Consider the following 25,151-nt stretch of genomic DNA (forward strand, 5'->3'; position numbering starts at 1 on the left):
CTGGACTGCATGATTTAGGCGCCCTGTCCCCGACTTTCGACAGTTGTGGCTTCCCCACGCGCCACAAATCACGCTCTACGTCCAGGCCAACACCCCACCCCGCCCCCGTCCCCGCCCCTGCCGTCCGCAGCCACCGACCCCGGGCGGGGAGTATCGACCTTGGGCGATGTGGGTCTTTGGCCCCGGCCGGGGTTTGGTTTTTCAGCCGTCCGGCGTTTGAGGACCGGGGTCCGGGGCGGAGCCCCGGGGGTTCGGCGCAGCCCGGTTGCCGGTTTCGGGGCGGGCTGCCCATATTCAGCCTCGCCGGCGTTTGAGGCGCGGGGTCTGGGGCGGAGCCCCAGGGCGGCCGGGCGCAGCCCGGGGACCCGCTTTCAGCCTGGCCGGCGTTTGAGGGCCGGGGCAGGGCTGGCCCTGGGAACGGTGGAAGGGTGGGGCGGGGACTTCGCCCCGCAGGGCCGAGGCACGCGTGGCCGACCACCGGGCACCGGGGCCGAGCCGGCTCCGGGCGGCAGTGCGGCTCAGCGTGTGCTCGGTGCGAACACCGCCACCCAGATGCCCTCCGCCGCTTCCCGGAAGGTGACCTCGAGCTCCATCCCCACCCGGAGCGACGGCTCCCCCGTCCCGTCCACGACCTCGGTCATCATCCGCGGCCCCTCCTCGAGTTCCACCACCGCCGCCACATAGGGCACCCGCTCCCCGAAGGGCGGCAGATCGTTCCGGTGGATCACCGACCAGGTGTACAGCGTGGCCCGCCCGCTCGCCGTCTCCCACGTGACCCGGTCCTCGCCCGCCCAGCAGGCCGGGCAGAACTCCCGCGGGTAGTGGTGGGCTTTCCCGCACTCACCGCAGCGGCGCAGCAACAGCCGCCCCTGCGCCGCCGCGTCCCAGTAGGGCCGCGTGAAGTCGTCGATCTCCGGCAGGTCGAACCGCGCAGCCGTACCGGCTCCAGTACTCACGACACCACTCCTCCGCGACACACCTACCTGACGTACCGTCAGTTCACCGGATCCCGCCCCATCCCACAAGCCCCCGTCCCCACTCCCCGTGATCGATCCGCAACCGATTCCCTCCTCGTCCGAGACCCACCGCCCCCGTACGGCGATACGCTCACACCTCATGTCCGGAGTCCCCACAGCACCCGACCTGTCCACCCAGCCCCGCCCGGTCTACGTGATCGGCGCCGGCCCCGGCGGCCTCGCCGTCGCCGCCGCGCTGCGCGCCCGCGGGATCCGTGCGGTGGTCGTGGAGAAGTCGGAGTCGGTGGGTGCTTCCTGGCGGCGGCACTACGACCGCCTCCACCTGCACACCACGCGCCGCCTCTCCGCCCTCCCGGGCCTGGCCATGCCGCGCCGCTTCGGGCGCTGGGTGGCGCGCGAGAACGTGGTGCGGTACCTGGAGAAGTACGCCGAGTTCCACGAGCTGGAGATCGCCACCGGCATCGAGGTGACCCGCATCGAGCCGGCCGCGGACTCCAGCCCCGGCTGGACCCTCCACGCCACGGGCGGCCGCGTCATGGCGGCCCGCGCCGTCGTGGTCGCGACGGGCTTCAACCACACCCCGTTCGTCCCCGACTGGCCCGGCCGGGACACCTATCCGGGCCCCCTCGCGCACGCGGCCGAGTACCGCAACCCCGCCCCCTACGCCGGCCGCGACGTCCTCGTCGTCGGTGTCGGCAACACCGGCGCCGAGATAGCCGTCGACCTCGCCGAGGGCGGGGCCGCCCGGGTCCGGCTCGCGGTGCGCACCGCCCCGCACATCCTGCGCCGCTCGACCGCCGGATGGCCCTCGCAGCGGACCGGGATCCTGGTCCGGCGGCTCCCGGTCCGGCTCGTCGATCGGCTCGGCGCGATCGTCGGCAGGCTCTCGGTCCCGGACTTGTCCGCGTACGGCCTCCCGCGCCCCGCCACCGGCCTCTACAGCCGGGTCAAGCAGGGTGCGATCCCGATCCAGGACGTCGGCCTGATCGACGCGGTCCGCACGGGCCGGGTGGAGCCCGTGGCCGCCGTCGTCTCCTTCGACGGAGCCGAGGTGGTCCTCGCGGACGGCTCCCGGATCACCCCGGACGCCGTGATCGCGGCCACCGGCTACCGCCGCGCCCTGGAGGGCCTGCTCGGCACGCTCGACGTACTGGACGACCGCGGCCGCCCCCGCACGCACGGCGCCAAGACCCCGCCCGATGCCCCGGGCCTGTACTTCACCGGCTTCACCAACCCCATCAGCGGCAACCTCCGCGAACTCGCCCTGGATGCCGAGAAGATCGCCAAGAGCATCGCCCGTACGCTCCCCGAGTGATCCCCACCCCCACCCCCGTTGTCAGCGCCCTGGTGCACCATCGGCACACCGACCCAGCACCGGACCATGGGGGATCACCGTGCCGATCACGAACGAACGGGCAAGGACGCGCTCCTTCCTGGCGCCGCTCTACGGGGACGCGTACTACCCCGATCACGTCCTCGACAAGGGCCGGGAGATCCTGCTCCGGCTCTGTGCGCGCATCGAGGCCGAGCGGCCCTCGGATCTGGCCGGGCTGTACGCGCTGACGGGGGCGGCGACCGAGGAGTTCAACGCGCTGGAAGCGGAGTTCGAGGCCGCGGGGAGCGAGATCGAGACCGTGGCGCGCGAGGAGATAGCCGAGGACTTCGCGTTCGTGGCCGCCGCGTACGGATTCGCGGACGCGGACGTGGAGGAGCTCATCGCCCCCCGCGAGTGGTGAGGATCCACCGGGCCCACGGGGCTCCGCGGGCGCGGTGCGGCCGCCCCGCCGGGCCGTCCCGGCCCTCTGACCTCGGCCGAATACTGGTCTGGACCGGGTGCCGGTGATCTGAGACCGTTCCCTGGACGGCCCCGTAAAGCATCCGGGGGCCGGGCCCGGGAGGCGTCCGGGGGCCGGGCCGCGGGCGTTCCACACATCACCTCCACCAGCTTTCCTGTGCATCCCTGTTCCTGACGGCACGTCAGTTCAGTAATCTGACTACGCGTCAGTTATTGAGATTCGTCGAGGTTCATCGAGCAGGAGCGGGCGGAACGATGCTTGGATCTACTCACGGCACCCTCACCACCGACTTCCGCGCACGTGTCGAGGCCTGCGGGGAGACCCCCAGGACGGCCGTCCATTCCACAGCGGCCCCGTCCGCCGAGGACACGGTCGCGCTGGACGTCAGCGGTCGGCCCCTGCACGCCGACGCTCCCGACCTGGACCGGTTCTTCCGGCCCGAGTCCGTGGCGGTCATCGGCGCCTCGGACACCGACGGCAGACCCAACACCGGCATCACCCGCCAGCTCATCGCCTGGGCGGAACGCGTGGGAGCCCGGCTGCACCCCGTCCACCCCACCCGGACGACGGTCTTCGGGCTGCCCTGCCACGCCTCCGTGGCCGACCTGCCCGAACAGGTGGACCTCGCCGTCCTCCTCGTCGCCGACCCCCTCCCCATCGTGGAGCAACTGGCCGAAGCCAAGGTGAAGTTCGCGGTCGCCTTCGCCTCCGGCTTCGCCGAGACCGGCGACGAGGGCGCCGCCGCACAGGCCCGCCTGGGCGCCGCCGTACAGCGCTCGGGGCTGCGCCTGCTCGGACCCAACACGAACCTCAACGCCTTCGAGAAGTTCCGCGACGACCTCGACGGCCCGGCCATCGCGCTCATCACCCAGTCCGGCCACCAGGGCCGGCCGGTCTACACCCTCCAGGAGCTGGGCATCCGCCTCTCCCACTGGGCGCCCACCGGCAACGAGGCCGACCTCGAAACCTCCGACTTCATCTCCTACTTCGCCGAGCAGCCCGAGGTCGGGGCCATCGCCTGCTACGTCGAAGGCCTCAAGGACGGCCGGCAGTTCCTCCTCGCCGCCGACCGGGCCGCCCGCAACGGCGTCCCCGTCGTCGCCGTCAAGGTCGGCCGCACCGAGACCGGCGCCCGCATGGCCGCCTCCCACACCGGCAAACTGACCGGCGCGGACACCGTCGTCGACGCCGCCATGCGCCAGTTCGGCGTCATCCGCGTCGACGGCCTGGACGAACTCCAGGACACCGCGGCCCTCCTCGCCCGCGCCCGCAAGCCCCTCGCCGACGGAGTCGTCGTCTACTCCATCTCCGGCGGCACCGGCGCCCACTTCTCCGACCTGGCCACCGAGGCGGGCCTCAGCATCCCCACCCTCTCCCAGGCCAAACAGGACGAGCTGCACCAGTGGATCCCGCAGTACCTGGGCGTCTCCAACCCCGTCGACAACGGCGGCCACCCGGTCGGCGACTGGCGCGGCCGCAAAATCATCGACGCGATCCTCGCGGACCCCTCCGTAGGCGTCCTGATCTGTCCGATCACGGGCCCCTTCCCCCCGATGAGCGACAAGCTCGCACAGGACCTGGTGGACGCGGCCGAGCAGACCGACAAACTGATCTGCGTGATCTGGGGCTCCCCGGTCGGCACGGAGGAGGCCTACCGCACCACACTCCTCGGCTCCTCCCGGGTCGCGACCTTCCGCACCTTCGGCAACTGCATCACCGCCGTCCGCGCCTACCTGGGCCACCACCGCTTCACCGCCGCCTACCGCTCCCCCTTCGAGGACGCCCCCCGCACCACCTCCCCCTCCTTCCGCAAGGCCCAGGCCCTCATGCGCCCGGGCCAGCAGCTCAGCGAGCACGCCGCGAAGCAGCTCCTGCGCGCCTACGGGATACGCGTGCCCCGCGAACAACTCGTGACCAGCGCCGCAGCAGCCGTACGGGCGGCCGGACTGGTCGGCTACCCGGTCGTCATGAAAGCCTCGGGGCCGCAGCTCGCACACAAAACGGAACTCGGCCTGGTCAAGATCGGCCTGACCTCGGCGAGCCAGATCCGCGACGCCTACCGCGAACTGACCGACATCGCCCGCTACGAGAACGTCCCGCTGGACGGGATCCTCGTCTGCCAGATGGTGGAGCGCGGCGTCGAGATGGTCGTCGGCGTAACCCAGGACGACCTCTTCGGCCCGACGGTCACCGTCGGACTCGGCGGGGTCCTGGTGGAGGTCCTGCACGACGCGGCCGTCCGGGTACCCCCCTTCGGGGAGGACCAGGCCCGAGCCATGCTCGGGGAGCTCCGCGGGCACGCGCTTCTGGAGGGCGTGCGGGGGGCGCCGCCGGCCGATGTCGACGCGCTGGTGGAGGTCATCCTCCGGGTCCAGCGGATGGCGATGGAACTCGGCGACGAGCTGTCGGAGCTGGACATCAACCCGCTGATGGTGCTGCCCCGCGGCCAGGGCGCGGTCGCCCTGGACGCCCTGGCCATCTGCCACTGAGCCCCCGCTGCGCGGTCGGCCCCTGCGGGGCGAAGTCCCCGACCCACCCTTCCACCGTTCCCCGGGCCAGCCCGGACCCGGTCCTCAAACGCCGGACGGGCTGAAGGGGGCCCCGGGCTGCGCCCGGACCCCCGGGGCTCCGCCCCAGACCCCGGTCCTCAAACGCCGGACGGCTGAAAGACCCCGGGTCGGCGGCTGCGGCAGGGGCGGGGACGGGGGCGGGGTGGGGTGTTGGCCTGGACGTAGAGCGTGATTTGTGGCGCGTGGGGAAGCCACAACTGTCGAATGTTGGGGGCAGGGCGCCTAAATCATGCAGTCCAGGCCAACACCCCACCCCGACCCCGGCACCGCCCCACCCCCGCAGCAAGCGAGCCCCGGCACAACCCAGCCCCGCCGGCGCTTGAGGCGCAGGGGCCCGGGGACAGAGTCCCCGGCAACGGCGCCGCACGTATCCACCGACAAGGAGTTCCACCATGACCGGCACCCCGGAGGACGAAGTCCTCCACCGCTTCGAGAGCGGCGTCTCCTGGATCACCCTCAACCGCCCGGAGGCCATGAACGCCGTCACCTGGGACCAACGCGAACGCATCATCACCCTGCTCGCAGACGCCTCCGCCGACCCCGACGTGCGGGCCGTCGTGATCACCGCCACCGGCAAGGGCTTCTGCGCAGGCGCCGACCTCCGCGGAGCAGCCGCCGCCCCCACCGAGCGGGTCGTCGGAGACATAGCCCGCATGATCCGCCTCGGCGCCCAACGCCTGATCACTGCGGTGCTGGACTGCGAGAAGCCGGTCATCGCCGCCGTGAACGGCACCGCGGCCGGCATCGGCGCCCACCTCGCGCTCGCCTGCGACCTGGTCATCGCCGCCGAACCGGCCCGGTTCATCGAGGTGTTCGCCCGCCGCGGCTTGGTCCCCGACGGCGCGGGCGCGTACCTCCTGCCCCGCCTCCTCGGACCGCAGAAGGCGAAGGAGCTGATGTTCTTCGGCGACGCCGTCCCCGCGGCCGAGGCCGAGCGGCTCGGGCTGGTGAACAGGGTGGTCCCCGCCGAGGCGCTGCAGGACACCGCCCGGGAGTGGGCGGAGCGCCTCGCGCAGGGCCCCACCCGCGCCCTCGCGCTCACGAAGCAACTGGTCAACGCCTCCCTGGACAGCGACCGCGCGACCGCGCTCGCGGCCGAGGCCACCGCCCAGGAGCTCAACATGAGCACGGCCGACGCGAACGAGGGCGTCGCCGCCTTCGTGGAGCGCCGCACCGCGAAGTACGTAGGGCGCTGAAGAGACCTACATCCGAGGGTCCGGCGTGAGCAGAGCGAACACCGCTCCCGTCGGATCCGCCGTCCACGCCATCCGCCCGACGTCCGGAACATCCGCGGCGGGCATCAGCACCGAGCCCCCGCCGCCCCGGATCGCGGCGACGGTCGCGTCGACGTCGGCGACGTTGAAGTACGGCACCCAGCGCGGGCGTTCGTCGCCCGAGCCGTCGCCCTGGGGTGCGACCCCGCCGAAGGAGCCGTCCTCCTGGTCCCCGTCGGCGATGCTCAGTACCCGGTAGGTCATCCCGGGGGCCTCCATCTCGGCGGAGCGCCACCCGAAGAGGCCGGCGTAGAACTCGATCGCCTCGACCGGGTCGGGTACGTGCAGTTCCGCCCAGACCAGGGTGTTCACCTCGGAGGCCCGCCCCAGCCCGGCGGTCTTCCCGGGCTGCCAGCAGGCGAACTCGGCGCCCTGCGGGTCGGTGAACTGGGCCAGCCACCCCTCCCCCATGACGTCCCCGGGCTCCATGCGGACCACTCCGCCGCCCGCCGTGACGGCCGCCGCCGTCTCCTGGATGTCGGGGGTGTCGAAGTGCATCATCCAGGCCGGGGTGGCGCCCTCCTCGGTGAGCGGCCCGAGGGCGGCGACGGTCTTGCCGTCGATCTGGAAGAAGCCGTACCCGCCCGCCTCCGGGCCGAGGGAGAGGAACTCCCACCCGAAGACTCCGGTGTAGAACGAGATGGCCCCGTCGGTGTCGGGGCTCCCGAGGTCGAGCCAGTTGGGCGATCCCTTGCGGAATGCGGTGCCGAGCATGAGGGTCCTCCTGTGCGTACGGGCGTACGGGCGTACGTGGCGTGCGTGCCGGCGTGCCGGCGTGCGTGCGCTGCACACCTGCCGGGCCGGCGGGTGCTCCCCCCGGCCCCCGCCACGATGCCGAGCCCGTACGGAACCCGCCCTCCAGGGAACACCGCATGGCGGTGGAACCACCCGTACGGCCGCGCCCGTGTCCGTATCCGTGGGATACACGGCCCGACGGCCATGGCGGGAGGGAGTACGGCACCGAAGACCGGTGGTGATCCGACGACCCGGCTACCGCGCCCGCTTCCGCAGCACCCGCACGTCCCCGGCGTCGGGGTCCCCGATCAGCACGAACAGCTCGGGCTCCGCCGCCGTACCCGCGACCTCCCACGTCAGCGAGGCGCCCGCACCGCACTCCGCGACGGCGAGGACCACGCCCGCCCGGTAGGAGCCCTCGTCCGCCTCCCGGGACTTCCACGTGCCGGGCCCCGAGCAGCGGCCGACCGGCTCGAACCCGTTTTCCACCGGCAGCTGCTCCGCCGTCGCCGTGCCCTGCGCGTCCAGTTCCAGGCGGATTCCGTCGCCGGTCCACACGCCGGCGTAGTCGCCCTGCGACAGGACCGGCGGCCGGTACGGCCCCGACCTCGACGGCCAGGCCGAACCGCCGATGAAGGCTCCCACGGCCGCCACCGCGGCCACCGCGAGCACCCACCGCCTTACCGAGGACTTCGTCCACTGCCGCATCCGCGCGGACACGGCCACCGCCACCGGGAGCACCCCGGCAGCCGCGAGCAGGCCGCACGTGGCGGCGTACGGGGAGCCGGTCAGCAGGGCCACCGGGGCGGCGTACGAGGCGCTGAGCGCGGCGAGGACCGGCAGGGACCACCAGGGCGCGGGAATCCGGGTGCGCACGCCGGCCGCGTTCGAGAGCCGCATCACGGGGACGGTGACGAGCACGCTGTGCAGCCAGCCCAGCGCGAAGGCGAGCAGGGGCAGGATCACGCAGAGGAAGAACAGCAGGAGGAGCGCGGCGATGCCGCCGCCGTAGCCCCGGCCGTAGGGGTCGTCCATCACCGCCGCGGTGGTGGCCATCTGCCAGAACACCCCGGCGGCCAGGAACTGCCCCGCGGCGACGGTCTCCGCGCCCGGCGCCAGGGCGCTCCCTGCACGGCCCTTCGGCTGCGCCACGACCACGCCGTTCCACGTGCCGGTCGCCACGCCGCTGCGCGTACCGGTCCCCACGCCGGTCCCCACGCCGTTCCCCGTGCCGTTCCCCGTGCCGGTCCACGTGCCGGTCCCCATGGCGATCCCCCCGGATCATTAATTGAACACGTTCAATCCACGCTGGAGCCTACACTTCCCTTCCCATCTGACGAACCGTCAGCTTCAATCGGAGATGTGATGGGACACGCAGGGATGGCGGCCACCGTCGTCCGATACCTCAGATCAGTCGGTTCCCTCCCCTCCGCCGCCGCGGAGCCCGGGGCCGAGCCCGTCGAAGCACTGCCCCGCCCCGATCTGCGGGCCGTCGGCGAACACGAGCGCGCGCCCGTCAGCCCCGCCGAATTCCGTGCCGTACTGGGGAACTTCGCCAGCGGGGTCACGATCATCACCTCCCCGCCCGGCGAGGGCGAGGAGGGTCCGGCCGGCTTCGCCTGCCAGTCCTTCGCCTCGCTCTCCCTCGACCCGCCGCTGGTCACCTTCATGGTGGCCCGTACGTCGACCACCTGGCCCCGCATCGCCCGCTCCGGGGTGTTCTGCGTGAACATCCTCGGCGCCGAACAGGGCGATCTGTGCCGGGCCTTCGCCGTCAGCGGCGCCGACAAGTTCGCCGGTGTCGCCCACACCCCGGCCCCCGCCACGGGCTCGCCGCAGCTCGACGCGGTGCCCGCGTGGATCGACTGCCGGATCCACGCCGTGCACACCGGCGGCGACCACCTCATCGTCGTCGGCAAGGTCGAGGCCATGGGCGCGGCCGGCGAGGGTGATCCCCTGCTCTTCCACAAGGGCCGCTTCGGCCGCTTCACCGACTGACGCTCCACGGTCCGGGCCCGCCCACCCACCCGCCCCGCCGCTATCCTGCGGATCTCGAACGGGCGGGGGCCATGGGACACATGCACTACGAGCCGGGACGCAGCACGTGGACCGGCATCACGGGCTGGCTGATGGTGGCCAGTGCGGCCGCCGCGATCGTCTGCGCACTGACCCCCGTGTCCCCGTACCCGCCCCTGACCGCCGAGCTGGCCCTCGCCGCCGCCTCCGCGGTCTTCGCCTGCTGCTGGGTCCTGGCCTCGTACCGGGTCCGCGTCGGCCCGCTGGACAGGCCGCCGGCGCCGGTCGGCTACCGCACGGGGGACCACGTCCTGCCCTGGGTCTTCGCCATCGGCATACCGCTGGCGGTGGCGGGCGCCCTCATGGTGCTGTGCACCGGCTCCAGCGAGGACGGCAAGAGGATCGAACGCCTGGAGCGGGCCGGGTACGGCGGCCGCACGGCAGAGATCGTCCGGCTGGCCGGCGAGCCGGTGCGGACACCGCCCTCCGAGGACAGCGACGGCTGGTACGACACCGACCTCGTCGTCCGCGTCCCCTTCGACAGCGGGGACCGGGAGGTCCTCCTGAAGCGGTACGAGACCACCCGCTCCCCCGAGCCCGGGATGCGGGTGAAGGCCTATTTCGCTCCGGCCCACCCCGAGGAAGGCGTGGCCGAGCACGCCGACATGGGCCGCGCCCGGTTCATCGTCACCCTCCTCGGCCTCTGCATCGCCGCACCGCTCGCCGCCATCGCCTGCGGGATCGCCAAGGCGTGCATGGACCACCGCCACCTGCGCCGCCTGCGCCGCTTCCGCCCCGGCACCCATCTCCCGGCCCTCGCGATCCTGCTGTGCGGCCTCGTCCTGCTGCTGCCGGTCGCCCTGGAATTCCAGGTCCACGGCTACAACCGGCTGCCCGCCTTCCTCGCGAGCCCGACCCCGGTGCTGGCCCTCGTCTGGGTCGTCAAGCGGCGCTGAGACAAAGCCGCGGCCGGCCCCGCTCCGCGAGGAGGGCCGGCCGCGGAACCGTGCGAGGAGCCGGGTCAGAAGGTGAGGACCCCCCGGGCCACCCGCCCGTGGTGGGCGTCGTCGACCGCCTTGGCGAAGTCCTCGACCGGGTAGACCTCCGTGACGAGTTCGTCCAGCAGCAGCCTGCCCTGCCGGTAGAGCTCCGCGTAGAGCGCGATGTCCCGCTGCGGGCGCGAGGACCCGTACCGGCAGCCCATGATCGTCTTGTCCAGGTACATGGACGAGACCTGGAACGCGGCCTCCTCCTTGAAGCCGGGCACGCCCAGCAGGACCGCCTGCCCGTGCCGGTCCAGGAGGTCGATCGCCTGCCGGATCAGCTTGACGTTGCCCACGCACTCGAAGGCGTGGTCCGCCCCCGTGGGCAGGATCTCCTTCACGGCCGCCGAGGAGTCCGCGACCGCCGAGGCGTCGATGAAGTGCGTGGCGCCGAACTGCCGGGCCACCGCCTCCTTCGCCGGGTTCGCGTCGATCGCCACGATGGTGGTGGCGCCCGCGATCCGCGCGCCCTGGAGCACGTTGAGGCCGATGCCGCCGGTGCCGATGACGACCACCGTCTCGCCGCGGTCCACCTTCGCCCGGTTCAGCACGGCGCCCACGCCCGTCAGGACCCCGCAGCCGATCAGGGCCGCCGAGGTCAGCGGGATGTCCTCGGGGATCTTCACCGCCTGCACGGCCTTGACGATCGTCCGCTCCGCGAAGGCCGAGTTGGAGGCGAACTGGAAGAGCGGCTTGCCGCCCCGCGAGAACGGCTGCCCCGGCATCCCGATCGCCTTGCGGCACATCGTGGGCCGGCCGCGGTCGCAGTCCGCGCACGCACCGCAGTTGGCGAGCGTGGACAGCGAGACGTGGTCGCCGGGCGCCACGTGGGTGACCCCGGAGCCGACCGCCTCCACCACGCCCGCGCCCTCGTGCCCGAGCACCACCGGCGGCGGGAACGGGATCGTCCCGTCGATCACCGACAGATCGCTGTGGCACAGCCCGGCCGCCGCTATCGCGACCAGCACCTCCCCCGGCCCCGGGTCCCGGATCTCCAGATCGTCGACCACCTGGGCCTGCTTGCCGTCGAATACGACGCCTCTCACCTGGACTCCTTAGGCAGGCCGAGCACGCGCTCGGCGATGATGTTGCGCTGGATCTCGTCCGAGCCGCCGTAGATGGTGTCGGCGCGGGTGAACAGGAACAGCCGCTGCTCCTCGTCGAGTCCGAGTTCGTACGGGGTTCCCCGCGACCAGTAGCCCGGCCCGGCCGTGGCCACCGCCCCCCGGACCTCCACCGCCAGCTCCCCGAGCCGCCGGTGCCAGCCTCCCCACAGCAGCTTGGCCACGCTGGGCGCACCGGGATCCCCGCCCGCACCGCCCGTGGTCCCCAGCGTCCGCAGCGCGTTCCACCGCATCGTGCGCAGCTCGGCCCACTGCCGTACGAGGCGTTCGCGCAGGACCTGGTCGCCCGCACCGGCGGCCACGTACGCCCGGACCACCCGTTCCAGTTCGGCCGCGAAGCCGATCTGCTGGACGAGCGTGGAGACCCCGCGCTCCAGCGCGAGCAGTCCCATGGCCACGGACCAGCCGTTGCCCTCCCCGCCCACCACCTCGGCGGCGACGGCCCCGTCGAAGAACACCTCGTTGAACTCGGAGGTGCCCGACAGCTGCCGGATCGGCCGGACCTCGACCCGGCCCGGCTGATCCATGCGGACCAGGAGGAAGGACAGCCCGCGGTGCCGCCGGGACCCGGCTTCGGTGCGCGCCAGGACGAAGCACCAGTCGGCGTCCTGGGCGAGCGAGGTCCAGATCTTCTGCCCGGTGACCCGGAGCAGGCCGTCGGCCGGGTCCCGTACCGCGGTCGTACGGATTCCCGCGAGGTCGGAGCCGGCGCCCGGTTCGGAGTACCCCTGGCACCACAGCTCCTCGCCGCGGGCGATGCCGGGCAGGAAGCGGGCCCGCTGCTCGGGGGAGCCGTAGGCGATCAGGGTCGGCGCGAGGAGGTTCTCGCCGATGTGGCCGACCCGGGCCGGGGCGCGCGCAGCCGCGTACTCCTCGGCCCACACCACCTGCCCGGTGAGGGAGAGCCGCCGGTTGCCGTACCCGTCGCCCTCCGCCGTCTCCCAGCCCTGGCCGATCCAGCCGGCGCGTCCCAGCTCGCGCTCCCAGGAGCGCCGGACCTCGACCCCCTCGTGCTCGCTGCCGGGGCCACCGAGGCCGACGGCCTCCTCGTACGGTCCCGTGAGGTGCCGCGCCAGCCACTCCCGGGCCTGGCCGCGCAGCGCCTCGTCCTCCTCGTCGAAGGCGAAGTCCATGGTCGGTGCCCCCTCGGGTCCCTCGGGTCCTGTCCGGCCGCTGCGGCCGGGCTCTCGCGCCGTGGCACGCGTACGCATCCCTCCACCGTGAACAACCGGCCGGGGGCTACGCGTTGGGGCGGTCCTTGGCGGCGGCCGCCTTGGCCATGGCCTCGAGCTGGGCGAGCATCGGCATCGGGTCCGTGCCGACGGTCCCGGGCAGGAAGTCGGCGATCTTCTCGGGGGTCCAGGACCCCTCGGCGTAGCCGGCGCGCAGTTCGCGGGGCTGGGCCCAGACTGCGATCTTCGGGCCGGCGATCGTGTAGACCTGCCCGGTGATCTTCTCGCCGCCGACGGCCACGGCCTTGTCGGAGAGCAGGTAGGTCACCAGCGCCGCCACGTCCTCGGGCTCGCCGATCTCCTTGAGTTCCATCGGCACGTTGGCCGACATCCGGGTGCGCGCGACGGGCGCCACGGCGTTGGAGGTCACTCCGTACTTGGCCAGTCCCAGGGCCGCCGACCGGACGAGGGAGATGATCCCGCCCTTGGCGGCGCTGTAGTTGGCCTGGGCCACCGAGCCCTGGTGGTTGCCGCTGGTGAAGCCGATCAGCGTGCCGGTGCCCTGGCGGCGCATGACGGCGGAGGCCGCCCGGAACACTGTGAAGGTGCCCTTGAGGTGGGTGGCGACCACCGGGTCCCACTCCTCCTCGGACATGTTGAACAGCATCCGCTCGCGCAGGATGCCGGCGACGCACACGACTCCGTCGATGCGTCCGTACTGGGCGAGCGCGGTGTCGACGATGCGCTGGCCCCCCGCCATCGTCGAGATGTCGTCCGCGACGGCGACGGCCTCCCCGCCGGCGGCGACGATCTCCTTCACCACCGCTTCGGCGATCTCGCTGGTGGGCTCGTTGCCCTCCATGCCCACGCCGTAGTCGTTGACGACGACCCTGGCGCCCTCGGCGGCCGCGGCGAGTGCCACGGCCCGCCCGATGCCCCGGCCGGCGCCTGTGACGGCGACGACTTTGCCTGCCAAGAAGTTCCCCACGTCCGGCCCCTTCCCGCGTTTTCTGACGGTCCGTTAGATTCTATGGGCAGTCAGATGCGCCAGCACAAGCCCCAGTTCACTTCCGCCGCTCATTTCCACTCCGAGGAGCTGATGAGATCCATGGCCATGCCCGCCGAGTTCCACGACATCGCCAAGCGCGTCAACAACTGGGGCCGGTGGGGCGCCGAGGACGAGATCGGCACCCTCAACCTGATCACCGACGAGGTGGTCCGCGCGGCCGCGGCCGAGATCCGCACCGGGCGCCGCATCCCGCTGGCCCTCCCCCTCAAGGAGGACGGGGTGCAGTCCGGCATGATCCCGGGCCGGATCAACCCGCTGCACACGATGGTGCAGATCAACCAGGAGCTCTTCGGACCGGGCACGGTGGCGTGCAGCGACGACGCGGTGACCTTCGGACTCCAGGCCGGCACCCACTGGGACGCGCTCACGCACGTCTCGCACTCGGGGAAGATCTACAACGGCCGCCCGGCCGGCACCATCACGGCGCACGGCCGCGCCGAGTTCAGCGGCATCGACAAGGCCGGGCACATCGTCTCGCGCGGGGTCCTGCTGGACGTGGCCCGCGCCAAGGGCCTGGACCGCCTCCCCGGCGGCCACCCGGTCACCCCGGAGGACCTGGACCAGGCGGAGGAGTTCGCCGGGGTCACCGTCCGCGCGGGCGACATCGTCCTGGTCCGCACCGGCCAGGTGCAGGTCTACCTGGCCGGCGACAAGCACGGCTACGGCTACCCCTCCCCCGGCCTGTCCGTCCGCACCCCCGAGTGGTTCCACGCCCGGGACGTGGCCGCCGTCGCGAACGACACCCTGACCTTCGAGATCTTCCCGCCGGAGATCGAGAACCTATGGCTCCCGGTGCACGCGCTCGACCTGGTCGAGATGGGCATGCACCAGGGCCAGAACTGGAACCTCGAAGCACTGTCCACAGCCTGTGCGGAAGAATCCCGCTACACGTTCCTCCTCTCGGCCATGCCGGAACCCTTCGTCGGCGCGGTCGGCACCCCGGTCGCCCCGATCGCCATCCTCTGACCGCCCCGTCCAGCCCTCCGGCACCGAAGCGGGAAGCACCCGGCCCCCGTGCACGGCGGGCAACCGCGTACGTCCGGGTCGGGCCGGGCACGGTGCCCATCGGCAGCGGCTCGTGCACGGCCTACGGCCGCGCTCAGCCCTTCGCGCAGATCACGTCGTACGGGCGGCCCACCGCCATGGTGAGCTGCATCGGCTCGGTGGTGCCGGACGGGCACTCGGCCTTCGTCTTGACCAGGCCGAGGACCTTGTACGCGCCCGAGCCGCACGGGACTTCCTGCGCCTGGTCCGTCACGCAGTCGCCCGGCACCAGCTGGCCGCCGCCGGCGCCGGCGTCGCCGGGGTGGTCGCCGGTCAGGTTGCGGCCGCAGACGGTGTTGGTGGGGATGCCGCCCGACTTCGCGGAGCCGTAGGAGATGCTCACCTGGATCATCAGGTCGGTGCCGGCGGGGCACTGGATCGCACCCGGCAGGATGCTGGCGTCCTTGATGTCGATCGCCTTGAAGGTGGCGCCGGACGCGGAGCACTTCTGCGGGCGGTAGCCGTCCGGCGGGTTCTTCGGGTCGGGGCCGCCGCAGTCGCCCACCGCCCACGTGCTCGACGTGTCGGAGGAGGACTCCGGGTTCCCCGGATCCTTTGACGTCGCCGCGGAGGACGAAGCGGAGGGTGCGGCGGAGGCCGAGGGCTTGGCGTCGTTCCCGTCGCCGTCCTTGCCGAGCCACTGGGAGGCTCCGTAGACGGCTGCGATGAGCAGTACGAGAACGAGGAGGCCGGGGAGCTTGCCCCCGCGGCGCCTGGGAGCGGGCGGAGGTGTCACCTCGTACGGGTTGGCCATGCGCTCCTCCTGCGGTGAGGTTGGACCCGGACTTCCGGGCGGGGCGACGCGCCCCGCACAGAGACACGTCATGAACACCTCATGGTTCCACGCCCGCCAACTCTCATGCACAGGGCACTGGTTCGGCCTCCATGGGACGGAAGGTGATCGTGAGGTCCGGGGCGTAGCGGACGAAGCGGGCCTCGCCCGCCGACACGAGCACCATCGTGCCCGCCGTGTACGGGTCCTGCCGGACGGCCCCGTCCAGCGCCTCCTCCGGCACCTCCGGATCGGCGCGCCACCAGCGGCCGCCGAACTTCGTGTACCGGATCCCGCAGTGCACGTACAGGTCGTGGGCGTACGGGACCCCGAGCGCGGGATCCGTCCGAACCGCCGGCTCCGTCGCGGCCGGCTGCTCGCTCGGCGGACCCGCGGTCGCGGCCGGCGGGGCCGGCATCCGGGACCCGCCGCCCGGCGCCCACTGCGGGACGAGGAGGGCCAGCCCGGCCACGGCCACCACCAGCCCGGCCCCGGCGGCCCGCCGCCGCCTGCGGATCCGGGCCGCCTCCCGGACGGCGGCCTGCGGCGAGGGCACCGCGACCGGCACCGCCGGCCGGTCCGCCAGCGCGTGCAGGGCACTGCGCAGCTCTTCTTCGGGGAACCCGTTCATCGCGCATCCGCCTCACTCGCGGTCGTGGTCGTGGTCGTGGTCGTGGTCGGGCTCGTGATCGGACTCGTGGTCGGACGCCTACTCGGGCTCGGGCTCGGGCTCCGACTCGGACCGTCGCCCGGCCAGAGGTCCGGCTGCGACCGCAGGCGGGTCAGTGCCCGCGCGGCGAGGCTGGTGACCGTGCCGTTCGGGCAGCCCAGGATCTCCGCCGTCTGCTCGACGGTCAGGTCCTGGTAGTAGCGCAGCACCAGGACGGCCCGCTGGCGCCGCGGCAGGCCGAGCAGGGCGCGTTCGAGCAGGTCCGCGGCGGCGACCGCCTCCGCCGCGGGCTCGACGGAGCCGCCCGCCGGATCGGGCGGGGCGGCATGGGGAAGCTCGTGGTGCCAGCGCCTTCGGCGCCAGGTGCAGTACGTGGTGACCATGACCTTGTGCGCGTAGCCGGCCGGCGCGTCGTACCGGCCCGCGCGGGCCCAGCGGTCGTAGACCTTGGCCAGGGTCACCTGCAGCAGGTCCTGTCCCAGATGCCAGTCGCCCGTCAGCAGCCGCGCGGTGCGGAGCAACGGGAGTCCTTGCGCCGCGACGAACTCCGCAAACGATTCTTCGGATGGCTCCACCCGGCAACACCCCCTCACCCTCAAGACGACCCGGGGGTGCGATCGCATTGCACGGCGGTACGAACACACCGGGAGGGCAGGGGAAGGGTTCTGCGGGTGGCGGCGGCGCGCATGCACGCCCCGAGCGCGGCACGGCGGCCGCCACCCCACGACCCGCACTCGTCAAGGCAGGACTGACCCTTGGCGTCCCCTCGCGACGAATCGTTCAACACAAGAGTGATCACCAGTTGACGAACCGTCAACACCTCGTTAGAGGTACACGCGCGGTTCCCGGATCGCGCCCCGGATTTCCGGCCCCTCCGGGGACTCCCCGGCGGCCTGGTCCACGGGCCCCGCCACGGGCCCCTCCACGAGCCCCTCCGCGGTCTTCTCCTCGCGGTCGATCTCGCACCAGATCCGCTTGCCGGCGCCCTCGCGCTGCCAGCCCCAGCGGTCCGCCAGCCCGTCCACGAGCTCCAGCCCGCGACCCCCCGTGTCCTCCCCCGAGGCCTGCCGCGGGGACGGCGCCCGGTCGCTCGCGTCCGCGACCTCCACCCGCACCCCCGGCTCCCCGAAGAGCATGCGCAGCACGGCCGGACAGCCGGTGTGCACGACGGCATTGGTGACCAGCTCGGAGATCAGCAGGATCAGCGTCTCGGCGAGCGGTTCGTCATCCCCTATGCCGCAGCCCGCGAGCCGGGAGCGGGCCCATCGGCGGGCCCGGCCGACCTCGGCGGGGTCCGGTCCTACCTCCAGCTGAACCTGAAGCACCTGCACCGCTCACACCATCCGAACCGGCGGACACTTCGCCTCGCGACAGGACGGGGTCACCGAGTGTGACCCCGTTCCGGAGCAGCATGGTTGACCTACAGTCACCGCGACAAGCGCTTCGGGCATATTCCAGCGCGAAGGAGTAGGCGTGGTGCATACTGTGCGGCGCTCGCGCCGCTCAACCGCTCGCATTCCCGGGAGCGTACCGGAGCGGCCCCCCGCCTCCGGGCCGCAATGAGTCGGGCGAAGGACACAAACCGATATCAACTCTCTGTAATCGGACATGCGTCCCGCGCCGTCCCTCCCGTACCCCTCCGTCACAGCGAGCAAGCAAGCAAGCAGTGAGCGAGCGCAGGGCCCCGCCCTACTCCGCCGCCGCCAGCAGCTCCGCCGCCAGCGCCTCCTCCGCCTGCGCAGCCGTCCGCCACTGCTCCGCCCGCACCCAGGCCCGCTTCAGGTGCAGGTGCACGTCCGCCTCCCAGGTGAAGCCCATCCCGCCGTGCACCTGGAGACAGTCCCGGGCATTGCGCACGGCCGCCTCGTCGGCCAGCAGCTTCGCCCCGGCCACCTCCGCCGGATCGGCCGTCACGGCGGCCGCGTAGACCGCCGTACGGGCCACCTCCGCCCGCACCAGCATCTGCGCGCACAGGTGCTTGACCGCCTGGAACGCCCCGATCGGCTGCCCGAACTGCTCGCGCTCCTTCGCGTGGCGCACCGCCAGCTCCACCGTGCGCAGCGCGCTGCCGAGCTGCAGGGCCGCCGTCAGCAGCGCCCCCTCGTCCCGGTACCTGCCCGCCGTCACCGGGCGCGCCGGTACGGACACCCGCGCCAGCGGGGTCAGCGGGTCCGCGGAGCGCACCGGCTCGCCGGCGTAGACCTCCACCGGTTCCCCGTCCGCGCCGAGCACCGCGTCGGCCTCGCCGAGGTGGGCCACGAGCGGGCCCTCCAGGTCGAAGGCCGTCACCACCGCCTCGCCCTCCGCGGCCCCCGCGACCAGCCCGGCGGCCAGGTGGGTGGCGACCAGCGGGCCGGGCAGCAGGGCCCGCCCGGCCTCCTCGAAGACCAGGACGGCCTCCGGGAGCCCGAGCCCGACCCCGCCCTCGTCCTCCGGGAGCCGCAGCGCGAAGAACCCGGCCCCGCCGAGCTCCCGCCACAGGGCCCGGTCGACGGACCGGCCCGTGGCGGCCGCCCCGTCGACCGAGGCGCGCAGGGCCTCGCGGTCGTAGCGGCCCGCCAGGAGGTCCCGTACGCCCGCCCGCAGGTCCCGCTGGTCCTGCGTCGGCTGGAAGTCCACGGAACGCTCACCTGCCCTTCGGAAGGCCGAGGATCCGCTCGGCCACGATGTTCTGCTGGATCTGCGAGGTGCCCGCCGCGATCGTGTACGAGAGCGAGGAGAGCCGGTCCAGGGTCCACTCCTCCTCCAGCGAGAGGGCCCCGGCCCCCAGCACCTCGGCGGCCGTGTCGTAGAGCTCCTGGCGCGCGTGCGAGTACGCCAGCTTGAAGACGCTGCCGCCGATGCCCGGGACCCCGCCGGAGCGCGCCGACTCGCTGACGTTCCACTGGGTGAGCCGCCACAGGGCGCCGAACTCCCCGTACAGCCGGCCCAGCCGGCGCCGCAGCACCGGGTCGTCCCAGCGGCCGTTGGCCTTCGCGGTGCGCGCGAGCTCGCCGAGCGTGCGCCGGCAGGCGACGACCTCGCCGACGAAGGCGGTGCCGCGCTCGAAGGACAGGGTCACCATCGTGACCCGCCAGCCGTCGTTCTCCGCGCCGACCCGGTTGGCGACCGGGACCCGCACCTCGTCGAGGAACATCTCCGCGAACTCGGTGGACCCGGCCAGGGTGCGCAGCGGCCGGATCGTCACCCCGGGCGCGTCCATCGGCATGGCCAGCCAGGAGATCCCCCGGTGCTTGGGGGTCTCCGCGCTGATGGGGTCCGTGCGCACCAGCAGCTCGCACCAGTCGGCGACCTCCGCGTGCGAGGTCCATATCTTCGAGCCGGTGATCACGTACTCGTCCCCGTCGCGGACCGCGCGGGTGCGCAGCGAGGCCAGGTCGGAGCCCGCGTCCGGCTCGCTGAACCCCTGGCACCACACCTCGTCGCCGCGCAGGACGGGCGGCAGCCAGCGCGCGCGCTGCTCCGCGGTGCCCTCGGCGGCGATGGTCGGGCCTGCGTGCAGCAGCCCGACGAAGTTCGCGCCGACGTACGGGGCGCCGGCGCGCTCGGTCTCCTCCAGGTAGATCAGGTGCTGGGTGGGGGTGGCCCCGCGGCCGCCGGCGTCCACCGGCCAGTGCAGTCCGGCGTACCCGGCGTCGTACAGCCGGCGCTGCCAGCCCGCGTCGTAGGCCCGGCGGCCCGGCCAGTCGTCGGGCGAGGGCCTGGGCGGCAGGTCCGGGAGCACGTGCGCGAGCCAGGCCCGCAGCCGGGACCGGAACTCGCCTTCCTCCTCGGTGTAGGTGAGGTCCACTGCGCCTACCGCCCCGTCCGCCGGTCCTTGTCGAAGTCAAGTCCGAGCATGCGGATGGCATTTCCGCGCATGAGCTTGTATACGGTTTCTTCATCGAGACCCTTGACGTGGTCGAGGGCGACCTCCTTGGTGTGCGGGAAGGTCGAGTCCACGTGCGGGTAGTCGGTCTCGAAGGTGGCGTTGTCGCGGCCGACGACGTCGAGCGAGGCGATGCCGTGCTTGTCGCGGAAGAAGCAGCAGAACATCTGCCGGTAGTAGTACGTGGACGGCGGCTCGGGGATCAGGTCCCTGACCCCGCCCCAGGCCCGGTGCTCCTGCCACACGTCGTCGGCGCGCTCCAGGGCGTACGGGATCCAGCCCATCTGCCCTTCGCTGTACGCCAGTTTCAGCGTCGGGAACTTGACGAGCACCCCGCTGAAGAGGAAGTCCATCATCGAGGCCATGGCGTTGTTGAAGCTGAGCGCGGCCTGCACGGCGGGCGGGGCGTCGGGGGAGGCAGCGGGCATCTGGGAGCTGGACCCGATGTGCATGTTGACGACGGTGCCGGTCTCCTGGCAGACGGCGAAGAAGGGGTCCCAGTAGCCGGAGTGGATGGACGGCAGCCCGAGGTAGGTGGGGATCTCGGAGAAGGTCACGGCCCGCACCCCGCGCGCGGCGTTGCGGCGGATCTCGGCGACGGCCAGGTCGATGTCCCAGAGCGGGATGATGCAGAGCGGGATGAGCCGGCCGCCGCTGTCCCCGCACCACTCCTCGACCATCCAGTCGTTGTAGGCGCGCACGCAGGCGAGCGCGACCTCCTTGTCCTTGGCCTCGGCGAAGGTCTGCCCGCAGAAGCGCGGGAAGGTCGGGAAGCACAGGGAGGCCTCGACGTGGTTGAGGTCCATGTCGAGGAGGCGCGCCTTGGGGTCCCAGCAGCCGCGCCGCATCTCCTCCCGGGTGATCCCCTCCAGGGTCATCTCGTCCCGGTCGAAGCCGACGGCGGCGATGTTGCGCTTGTACGGGAACTTCAGGTCCTCGTAGATCCACCAGTCGGTGGGCGGGCCGTCGGGGTCCATGGTGATCACGTACTTGCCGCCGGTGTAGGCGAGTTCGCCGATGCCGGCGGTGAGCGCCTTGGGGCCGCGGTCGCGGTACCTGGCCGGCAGCCACACGTCGAAGAGGTGGGCCGGTTCGATGACGTGGTCGTCGACGCTGATGATCCGAGGCAGTTCCATGATGTCCCCTCGCTGATGCCGGACCCGATGGCGAATCCGATGGCGAATCCGATGCCGCACCCGATACCGAATCTGATGGAGCGTCAGAAATCTGGAACCAAGCTAGCTCCCCACCCCTGGACCGACAAGCGTCCGCGCCCTACGCTCTGCGCTTGATCTGACTATCCGTCAGGTCCATGTGGCGGCCAACGGGAGGCGGGTCCGGGATGACGGACAACAGCACCGCAGTCGAACTCAGCCGGTCCCGCACGCTCTGGGACCTGATCGCCCGGCGGGCCGCCCTGACCCCCGACGCCCCCGTCCTCATCGAGGCCGCGGAGGACCCGGCGGCCGACCGCCGGCTCACCTTCGCCGAACTGCGGGACCGCTCCGAGCAGGTCGCGGCCGGCCTGTACGGCATGGGCGTGCGCCCCGGCACCGTGGTCGCCTGGCAGCTCCCCACCCGCATCGAGACCGTGCTGCTCTCGGTCGCCCTCGCCCGCATCGGCGCCGTACAGACCCCCGTCATCCCCTTCTACCGGGACCGCGAGGTCGGCTTCGCCCTGCGCGAGTCGAAGGCGGAGTTCTTCGCCGTCCCCGGCGTCTGGCGCGGCTTCGACCACACGGCGATGGCGCACCGCCTCGGCGCGCACGGGATCTTCGAGGCCTACGACGCGCTCCCGACGGGCGACCCGGCGGTGCTCCCCCCGCCCCCGGAGGAGGGCGTATCCGTCCGGTGGATCTACTGGACCTCGGGCACCACCTCGGACCCCAAGGGCGTCCTGCACACGGACCGCTCCCTCATCGCGGGCGGCTCCTGCCTGGCCCACGCCCTGCACCTGTCACCGGACGACGTCGGCTCGATGGCCTTCCCGTTCGCCCACATCGCCGGACCCGACTACACGGTGATGCTGCTGCTCTACGGGTTCCCCGCGGTCCTCTTCGAGAAGTTCGCGATGCCCGACGCCCTGGACGGCTACCGGCGCCACGGGGTCACGGTCGCCGGCGGCTCCACGGCCTTCTACTCGATGTTCCTCACCGAACAGCGCAAGGACCCGTCCGCCAAGCTCATCCCCACCCTGCGCCTCCTCGCGGGCGGCGGCGCCCCGAAGCCCCCGGAGATCTACCACGCGGTCGTCCGCGAACTGGGCTGCCAGCTCACCCACGGCTACGGCATGACCGAGGTCCCCATGATCACGATGGGCGCCCCGGACGACACCCCCGAGAACCTCGCCACCACGGAGGGCCGCCCGCCGGAAGGCATGTCCATCCGCATCACGACCCCGGAGGGGACCCTCCTCCCGCCGGACACCGACGGGGAGGTCCGCCTGCGCGGGGAGGCGGTCTGCCGGGGATACCTCGGACGGGAGGAGAACGCCGGGGTCTTCGACGCCGACGGCTACCTGATCACCGGCGACCTCGGCCACCTCACCGAGGACGGCCACCTGGTGCTGACGGGCCGCAGCAAGGACGTCATCATCCGCAAGGGCGAGAACATCTCGGCGAAGGAGATCGAGGACCTGCTCCACGAACTCCCCGGCGTGGCCGACGTCGCCGTCATCGGCCTGCCCGACCCGGAGCGCGGCGAACGCGTCTGCGCCGTCGTCGAACAGCCCCCGGGCGCGGCCCCCCTGACCCTGCCCGAGGTGACCGCACACCTCCGCGCGCAGGGCCTCTCCCCGCACAAGCTCCCGGAGCAACTGGAACTGGTCGAGGCCCTGCCCCGCAACGACGCCCTGCGCAAGGTCCTCAAGTACAAGCTCCGCGAACGCTTCGCGTAGCGGAAGCGGCGGGCCGGACCGAGACCGTGGGCCGGGCCGGGCGGGGCGGGGCTGGGGCGGGCGGGGCCGGACCGGGTCGCCACGAGACTGCCGGAAGTCCCCGGCAACGGCCCTCCACGACTGCCCGGTTCCGGCATTGTCCGCCCCGGCACCGAGGGCGCAGTCTGGCCTCTTCGCGCCGCGACGCCGGCGCCGGGCGACGTGGGGGAGAGCCCGATGAGACGTACGCCTTGGATCCGGTGGACGCTGCTGACCGGTCTGGTGCTGATCGGCTGCTCGTTCGCGGTGCACCTGGCCGGTGGACCGCCCGAGACCCGGCAGACCGACCTGATCGTCCTCCACGAGGACGAGGCCGGCGCGTGCACGGTCCGGTGGACCGACCCCGGCAGCAAGAAGTGGCGCGAGGGGCCGTACCGGTGCGACCCGAAGCGGGACGGCATGCTGAAGGCTCCGTACTACCGGGAGGGGTACGACGAGGGCTGGGACACCGGGTGGGTGATCACCGAAGGCCCGCGCGAGGGAGACCTGTACTCGCTCACCGAGTCCGACGGCGGCACCGGCCTCTCCAACGGGCTCCTCCTGGGCGGCCTGCTCCTGACCGTCGCCGCCACCGCCGGCACCATCCACGCGCGGTCCCGGAACCCGCACCGGCCCGGGCCCCGCCACCACCCCTCACCCCCGGCCCGGGTCCCGGCCCGGCCTCGGGTCCCGGCCCGGCCCGGACTCCTGGCCCGGTGTGCCGCGCGGTGCCTGGCCCTGCCCCGCTCCCTGGCCGGGTCCCTCGCCTCGGCCTGGTCCCTGCCCGAGTCCCTGGCCCGGCCCTTGGCCCAGGCCCAGGCGCGGGCACGGTCCCAGACCCGGACCCGGATCCGGACCACGCCGTGGTCCAGGTCCCGGCTCGACTCCGCCGACCGCGAGGTCATCCGGCGGGCGGAGGGGCTGCGGGACGCCGCCGTGCTGGCGGGCGCCGACTACCGGGCGGCCGTGGCGGCGGTTCGGGACGCCTGGATCCCCCTACGGCGCGACATCGGCCCGGAGTTCCGGCTCGACGCCCTCGGCCCGGGGCCGGCCCGCACCGGGCTGCTCGTCTCCCTGTGGGTGCTGCTGGAGGCGGGTCCGCAGGCCCTGGAGGCCGCCCGCACCGGCGCCGTCCTGGCCGCTCGGCTCGAGCCGCTGCTGTCCGACGCGGGATCCGGCCACGAGCGCGGCCCGGCCCCTGCCACGGCCCAAGCACTGCGCGTGCTCACCGAGGCGGCCCGCCGCCAGGGCGCGGAGCTGTCCTTCGCGCAGGCTTCGGCAGACCTGCTGCGCGGCCACGGGGCCGACCCCAGCGGGCTCGCCGCCGAAACGGAGTTCGCGGCCCGCCCCTCGGAGTACGAGACCCTGCTCAGGGCCGTCGTGGCCCCCAAGGCCGGGAGCGAGCGCAGGACCAAGGCGGCCCGGGGCAAGGGCCGCCGCAGGTGACGCCCGCGGCGGGCCGGCACGGGGCGGGCCGGGGTGCCCGGGGCCCGGGTGGGCTCAGCCCCCGGGCCCGTGCGTCCGGCTAGGCGTCCGGCGCCGCCACCCCGCAGTAGCCGGCGAAGGCCGCCAGGATCTCGTCCTCCGTGATGCGGCCGTCGCCGTCCGCGTCCAGGGCCGCCGCGACCGGGCCGGCCAGTTCCTCCGGGGTGCCCAGCACGCGCAGCACGCGCGCCGTCGCCGCCGGGGTCGCGCCGAGGCCGTCCGAGTCGGCCGCCGCGATCACCGCCCGCAGGAAGGGCCGGGCGATCTCCGCGAACCGGTGCGGGTTGTCCCGCAGCCGCTTGGCCGCGCCCGTGATGAACTCCTCGCGGGACACCCGCTGGTCCCCGTCCACGTCCGCGATGCCGGCCATGCCCTGCCAGAAGGCCTCGGCGCCGGCGAAGACGGCCTGGCCCCTGTCGGACCTGGCAGCCACGGCGAATTCGGCCAGGACCGCCTTGGCCGCCGTACTGAAGTCCTCCCGGTCGATATACCCGGACCCGTCCTGGTCGAAGGTGGCGAAGCGGGCGGCGATCTTGCGCTCGTATTCTGCGCTGTCCATTTTCGGCGTTCCGCCTTCACGTGTGCGGTGGGGTGCAGTTCAAGACAGGACAGGAGCGTAAGG

23 protein-coding genes are annotated in these 25,151 nt (G+C 72.9%); 9 read left to right on the forward strand and 14 right to left on the reverse strand.

Going from position 1 to position 25,151, the window contains the following annotated elements:
* Nucleotides 1-518: 518 nt before the first annotated feature.
* Complete coding sequence (locus ACIA8F_RS36040; protein WP_399385255.1) at nucleotides 519-956, reverse strand: Zn-ribbon domain-containing OB-fold protein; 438 nt, start codon at nucleotides 954-956, stop codon at nucleotides 519-521.
* Nucleotides 957-1,116: 160 nt separating this feature from the next.
* On the opposite strand from ACIA8F_RS36040, the gene ACIA8F_RS36045 reads away from it, so the two are divergent.
* From ACIA8F_RS36045 to ACIA8F_RS36060, 4 genes are all read left to right on the forward strand, one after another.
* Nucleotides 1,117-2,292, forward strand: coding sequence for a flavin-containing monooxygenase (locus ACIA8F_RS36045; RefSeq protein WP_399385256.1), 1,176 nt, complete (start codon nucleotides 1,117-1,119; stop codon nucleotides 2,290-2,292).
* A gap of 79 nt (nucleotides 2,293-2,371) precedes the next feature.
* Nucleotides 2,372-2,713, forward strand: a complete 342-nt coding sequence (locus ACIA8F_RS36050) for a DUF5713 family protein (RefSeq protein ID WP_399385257.1) — start codon at nucleotides 2,372-2,374, stop codon at nucleotides 2,711-2,713.
* 314 nt (nucleotides 2,714-3,027) lie between these two features.
* Complete coding sequence (locus tag ACIA8F_RS36055) at nucleotides 3,028-5,262, forward strand: acetate--CoA ligase family protein (protein ID WP_399385258.1); 2,235 nt, start codon at nucleotides 3,028-3,030, stop codon at nucleotides 5,260-5,262.
* A 473-nt stretch (nucleotides 5,263-5,735) separates the two neighbouring features.
* Nucleotides 5,736-6,539: an enoyl-CoA hydratase/isomerase family protein gene (locus ACIA8F_RS36060; RefSeq protein ID WP_399385259.1), complete on the forward strand. Its 804-nt coding sequence runs from the start codon at nucleotides 5,736-5,738 to the stop codon at nucleotides 6,537-6,539.
* A gap of 6 nt (nucleotides 6,540-6,545) precedes the next feature.
* On the opposite strand, the gene ACIA8F_RS36065 is transcribed toward ACIA8F_RS36060, so the two are convergent.
* Together ACIA8F_RS36065 and ACIA8F_RS36070 are read right to left on the reverse strand one after the other, a co-directional pair.
* Nucleotides 6,546-7,331 carry a VOC family protein gene (locus ACIA8F_RS36065; protein WP_399385260.1) on the reverse strand — a complete coding sequence of 262 codons (786 nt, stop codon included), beginning with the start codon at nucleotides 7,329-7,331 and terminating at the stop codon, nucleotides 6,546-6,548.
* A gap of 276 nt (nucleotides 7,332-7,607) precedes the next feature.
* Complete coding sequence (locus tag ACIA8F_RS36070; RefSeq protein ID WP_399385261.1) at nucleotides 7,608-8,618, reverse strand: hypothetical protein; 1,011 nt, start codon at nucleotides 8,616-8,618, stop codon at nucleotides 7,608-7,610.
* A gap of 114 nt (nucleotides 8,619-8,732) precedes the next feature.
* Between ACIA8F_RS36070 and ACIA8F_RS36075 the strand changes: the two genes are divergently transcribed.
* The gene (locus tag ACIA8F_RS36075; protein ID WP_383950433.1) at nucleotides 8,733-9,350 is read left to right on the forward strand and encodes a flavin reductase family protein; all 618 of its coding nucleotides are present in this window, start codon (nucleotides 8,733-8,735) and stop codon (nucleotides 9,348-9,350) included.
* 71 nt (nucleotides 9,351-9,421) lie between these two features.
* Nucleotides 9,422-10,324 (forward strand): hypothetical protein, encoded by a 903-nt coding sequence (locus tag ACIA8F_RS36080; protein ID WP_399385262.1) that lies wholly within the window; start codon nucleotides 9,422-9,424, stop codon nucleotides 10,322-10,324.
* 65 nt (nucleotides 10,325-10,389) lie between these two features.
* On the opposite strand, the gene ACIA8F_RS36085 is transcribed toward ACIA8F_RS36080, so the two are convergent.
* From ACIA8F_RS36085 to ACIA8F_RS36095, 3 genes are all read right to left on the reverse strand, one after another.
* Entirely contained in the window at nucleotides 10,390-11,457 is a 1,068-nt protein-coding gene (locus tag ACIA8F_RS36085) for a Zn-dependent alcohol dehydrogenase (protein WP_399385263.1), read from the reverse strand.
* Nucleotides 11,454-12,668 carry an acyl-CoA dehydrogenase family protein gene (locus tag ACIA8F_RS36090; protein WP_399385264.1) on the reverse strand — a complete coding sequence of 405 codons (1,215 nt, stop codon included), beginning with the start codon at nucleotides 12,666-12,668 and terminating at the stop codon, nucleotides 11,454-11,456. The genes ACIA8F_RS36085 and ACIA8F_RS36090 overlap by 4 nt, the downstream gene beginning before the upstream one ends.
* Before the next feature lie 106 nt (nucleotides 12,669-12,774).
* Nucleotides 12,775-13,695, reverse strand: a complete 921-nt coding sequence (locus ACIA8F_RS36095; RefSeq protein WP_243339341.1) for an SDR family NAD(P)-dependent oxidoreductase — start codon at nucleotides 13,693-13,695, stop codon at nucleotides 12,775-12,777.
* A 120-nt stretch (nucleotides 13,696-13,815) separates the two neighbouring features.
* Between ACIA8F_RS36095 and ACIA8F_RS36100 the strand changes: the two genes are divergently transcribed.
* The gene (locus ACIA8F_RS36100; RefSeq protein ID WP_399385299.1) at nucleotides 13,816-14,742 is read left to right on the forward strand and encodes a cyclase family protein; all 927 of its coding nucleotides are present in this window, start codon (nucleotides 13,816-13,818) and stop codon (nucleotides 14,740-14,742) included.
* Nucleotides 14,743-14,875: 133 nt separating this feature from the next.
* Here the strand turns inward: ACIA8F_RS36100 and ACIA8F_RS36105 are convergent, their stop codons facing one another.
* The 7 genes from ACIA8F_RS36105 to ACIA8F_RS36135 form a co-directional block, all read right to left on the reverse strand.
* Nucleotides 14,876-15,574 carry a hypothetical protein gene (locus ACIA8F_RS36105; protein WP_399385265.1) on the reverse strand — a complete coding sequence of 233 codons (699 nt, stop codon included), beginning with the start codon at nucleotides 15,572-15,574 and terminating at the stop codon, nucleotides 14,876-14,878.
* Nucleotides 15,575-15,677: 103 nt separating this feature from the next.
* Nucleotides 15,678-16,223 (reverse strand): hypothetical protein, encoded by a 546-nt coding sequence (locus ACIA8F_RS36110; RefSeq protein WP_399385266.1) that lies wholly within the window; start codon nucleotides 16,221-16,223, stop codon nucleotides 15,678-15,680.
* Nucleotides 16,220-16,885: a SigE family RNA polymerase sigma factor gene (locus ACIA8F_RS36115; RefSeq protein WP_399385267.1), complete on the reverse strand. Its 666-nt coding sequence runs from the start codon at nucleotides 16,883-16,885 to the stop codon at nucleotides 16,220-16,222. Before ACIA8F_RS36115 ends, ACIA8F_RS36110 begins: the two co-directional genes overlap by 4 nt.
* Nucleotides 16,886-17,086: 201 nt before the next feature.
* Entirely contained in the window at nucleotides 17,087-17,593 is a 507-nt protein-coding gene (locus ACIA8F_RS36120) for an ATP-binding protein (RefSeq protein WP_399385268.1), read from the reverse strand.
* A gap of 358 nt (nucleotides 17,594-17,951) precedes the next feature.
* Nucleotides 17,952-18,881 carry an acyl-CoA dehydrogenase family protein gene (locus tag ACIA8F_RS36125; protein WP_399385269.1) on the reverse strand — a complete coding sequence of 310 codons (930 nt, stop codon included), beginning with the start codon at nucleotides 18,879-18,881 and terminating at the stop codon, nucleotides 17,952-17,954.
* A 7-nt stretch (nucleotides 18,882-18,888) separates the two neighbouring features.
* Nucleotides 18,889-20,052 carry an acyl-CoA dehydrogenase gene (locus tag ACIA8F_RS36130; RefSeq protein ID WP_399385270.1) on the reverse strand — a complete coding sequence of 388 codons (1,164 nt, stop codon included), beginning with the start codon at nucleotides 20,050-20,052 and terminating at the stop codon, nucleotides 18,889-18,891.
* 5 nt (nucleotides 20,053-20,057) lie between these two features.
* On the reverse strand, nucleotides 20,058-21,266 hold the full coding sequence (locus ACIA8F_RS36135) for an amidohydrolase family protein (protein WP_399385271.1): 1,209 nt from the start codon (nucleotides 21,264-21,266) through the stop codon (nucleotides 20,058-20,060).
* Nucleotides 21,267-21,472: 206 nt separating this feature from the next.
* On the opposite strand from ACIA8F_RS36135, the gene ACIA8F_RS36140 reads away from it, so the two are divergent.
* Both ACIA8F_RS36140 and ACIA8F_RS36145 read left to right on the forward strand, forming a co-directional pair.
* Nucleotides 21,473-23,026: a class I adenylate-forming enzyme family protein gene (locus ACIA8F_RS36140; protein WP_399385272.1), complete on the forward strand. Its 1,554-nt coding sequence runs from the start codon at nucleotides 21,473-21,475 to the stop codon at nucleotides 23,024-23,026.
* Between the two features lie 216 nt (nucleotides 23,027-23,242).
* Complete coding sequence (locus ACIA8F_RS36145) at nucleotides 23,243-24,490, forward strand: hypothetical protein (RefSeq protein WP_399385273.1); 1,248 nt, start codon at nucleotides 23,243-23,245, stop codon at nucleotides 24,488-24,490.
* Nucleotides 24,491-24,569: 79 nt separating this feature from the next.
* Here ACIA8F_RS36145 and ACIA8F_RS36150 read toward each other — a convergent pair whose 3' ends face one another.
* Complete coding sequence (locus ACIA8F_RS36150) at nucleotides 24,570-25,088, reverse strand: EF-hand domain-containing protein (protein WP_399385274.1); 519 nt, start codon at nucleotides 25,086-25,088, stop codon at nucleotides 24,570-24,572.
* Nucleotides 25,089-25,151 lie beyond the last annotated feature (63 nt).

This window comes from Streptomyces sp. NPDC051563 (genome assembly GCF_044454225.1).
Lineage (GTDB): Bacteria > Actinomycetota > Actinomycetes > Streptomycetales > Streptomycetaceae > Streptomyces.

Excerpts from the sequence above, each read along its gene's own strand:
- ACIA8F_RS36150 (WP_399385274.1), bottom strand. The coding sequence starts at position 25,088 with ATGGACAGCGCAGAATACGAGCGCAAGATCGCCGCCCGCTTCGCCACC.
- ACIA8F_RS36080 (WP_399385262.1), top strand. The coding sequence starts at position 9,422 with ATGGGACACATGCACTACGAGCCGGGACGCAGCACGTGGACCGGCATC.
- ACIA8F_RS36060 (WP_399385259.1), top strand. The coding sequence starts at position 5,736 with ATGACCGGCACCCCGGAGGACGAAGTCCTCCACCGCTTCGAGAGCGGC.
- ACIA8F_RS36140 (WP_399385272.1), top strand. The coding sequence starts at position 21,473 with ATGACGGACAACAGCACCGCAGTCGAACTCAGCCGGTCCCGCACGCTC.
- ACIA8F_RS36055 (WP_399385258.1), top strand. The coding sequence starts at position 3,028 with ATGCTTGGATCTACTCACGGCACCCTCACCACCGACTTCCGCGCACGT.
- ACIA8F_RS36100 (WP_399385299.1), top strand. The coding sequence starts at position 13,816 with ATGGCCATGCCCGCCGAGTTCCACGACATCGCCAAGCGCGTCAACAAC.
- ACIA8F_RS36065 (WP_399385260.1), bottom strand. The coding sequence starts at position 7,331 with ATGCTCGGCACCGCATTCCGCAAGGGATCGCCCAACTGGCTCGACCTC.
- ACIA8F_RS36110 (WP_399385266.1), bottom strand. The coding sequence starts at position 16,223 with ATGAACGGGTTCCCCGAAGAAGAGCTGCGCAGTGCCCTGCACGCGCTG.
- ACIA8F_RS36115 (WP_399385267.1), bottom strand. The coding sequence starts at position 16,885 with ATGCGATCGCACCCCCGGGTCGTCTTGAGGGTGAGGGGGTGTTGCCGG.
- ACIA8F_RS36135 (WP_399385271.1), bottom strand. The coding sequence starts at position 21,266 with ATGGAACTGCCTCGGATCATCAGCGTCGACGACCACGTCATCGAACCG.
- ACIA8F_RS36075 (WP_383950433.1), top strand. The coding sequence starts at position 8,733 with ATGGCGGCCACCGTCGTCCGATACCTCAGATCAGTCGGTTCCCTCCCC.
- ACIA8F_RS36045 (WP_399385256.1), top strand. The coding sequence starts at position 1,117 with ATGTCCGGAGTCCCCACAGCACCCGACCTGTCCACCCAGCCCCGCCCG.
- ACIA8F_RS36145 (WP_399385273.1), top strand. The coding sequence starts at position 23,243 with ATGAGACGTACGCCTTGGATCCGGTGGACGCTGCTGACCGGTCTGGTG.
- ACIA8F_RS36090 (WP_399385264.1), bottom strand. The coding sequence starts at position 12,668 with ATGGACTTCGCCTTCGACGAGGAGGACGAGGCGCTGCGCGGCCAGGCC.
- ACIA8F_RS36070 (WP_399385261.1), bottom strand. The coding sequence starts at position 8,618 with ATGGGGACCGGCACGTGGACCGGCACGGGGAACGGCACGGGGAACGGC.
- ACIA8F_RS36105 (WP_399385265.1), bottom strand. The coding sequence starts at position 15,574 with ATGGCCAACCCGTACGAGGTGACACCTCCGCCCGCTCCCAGGCGCCGC.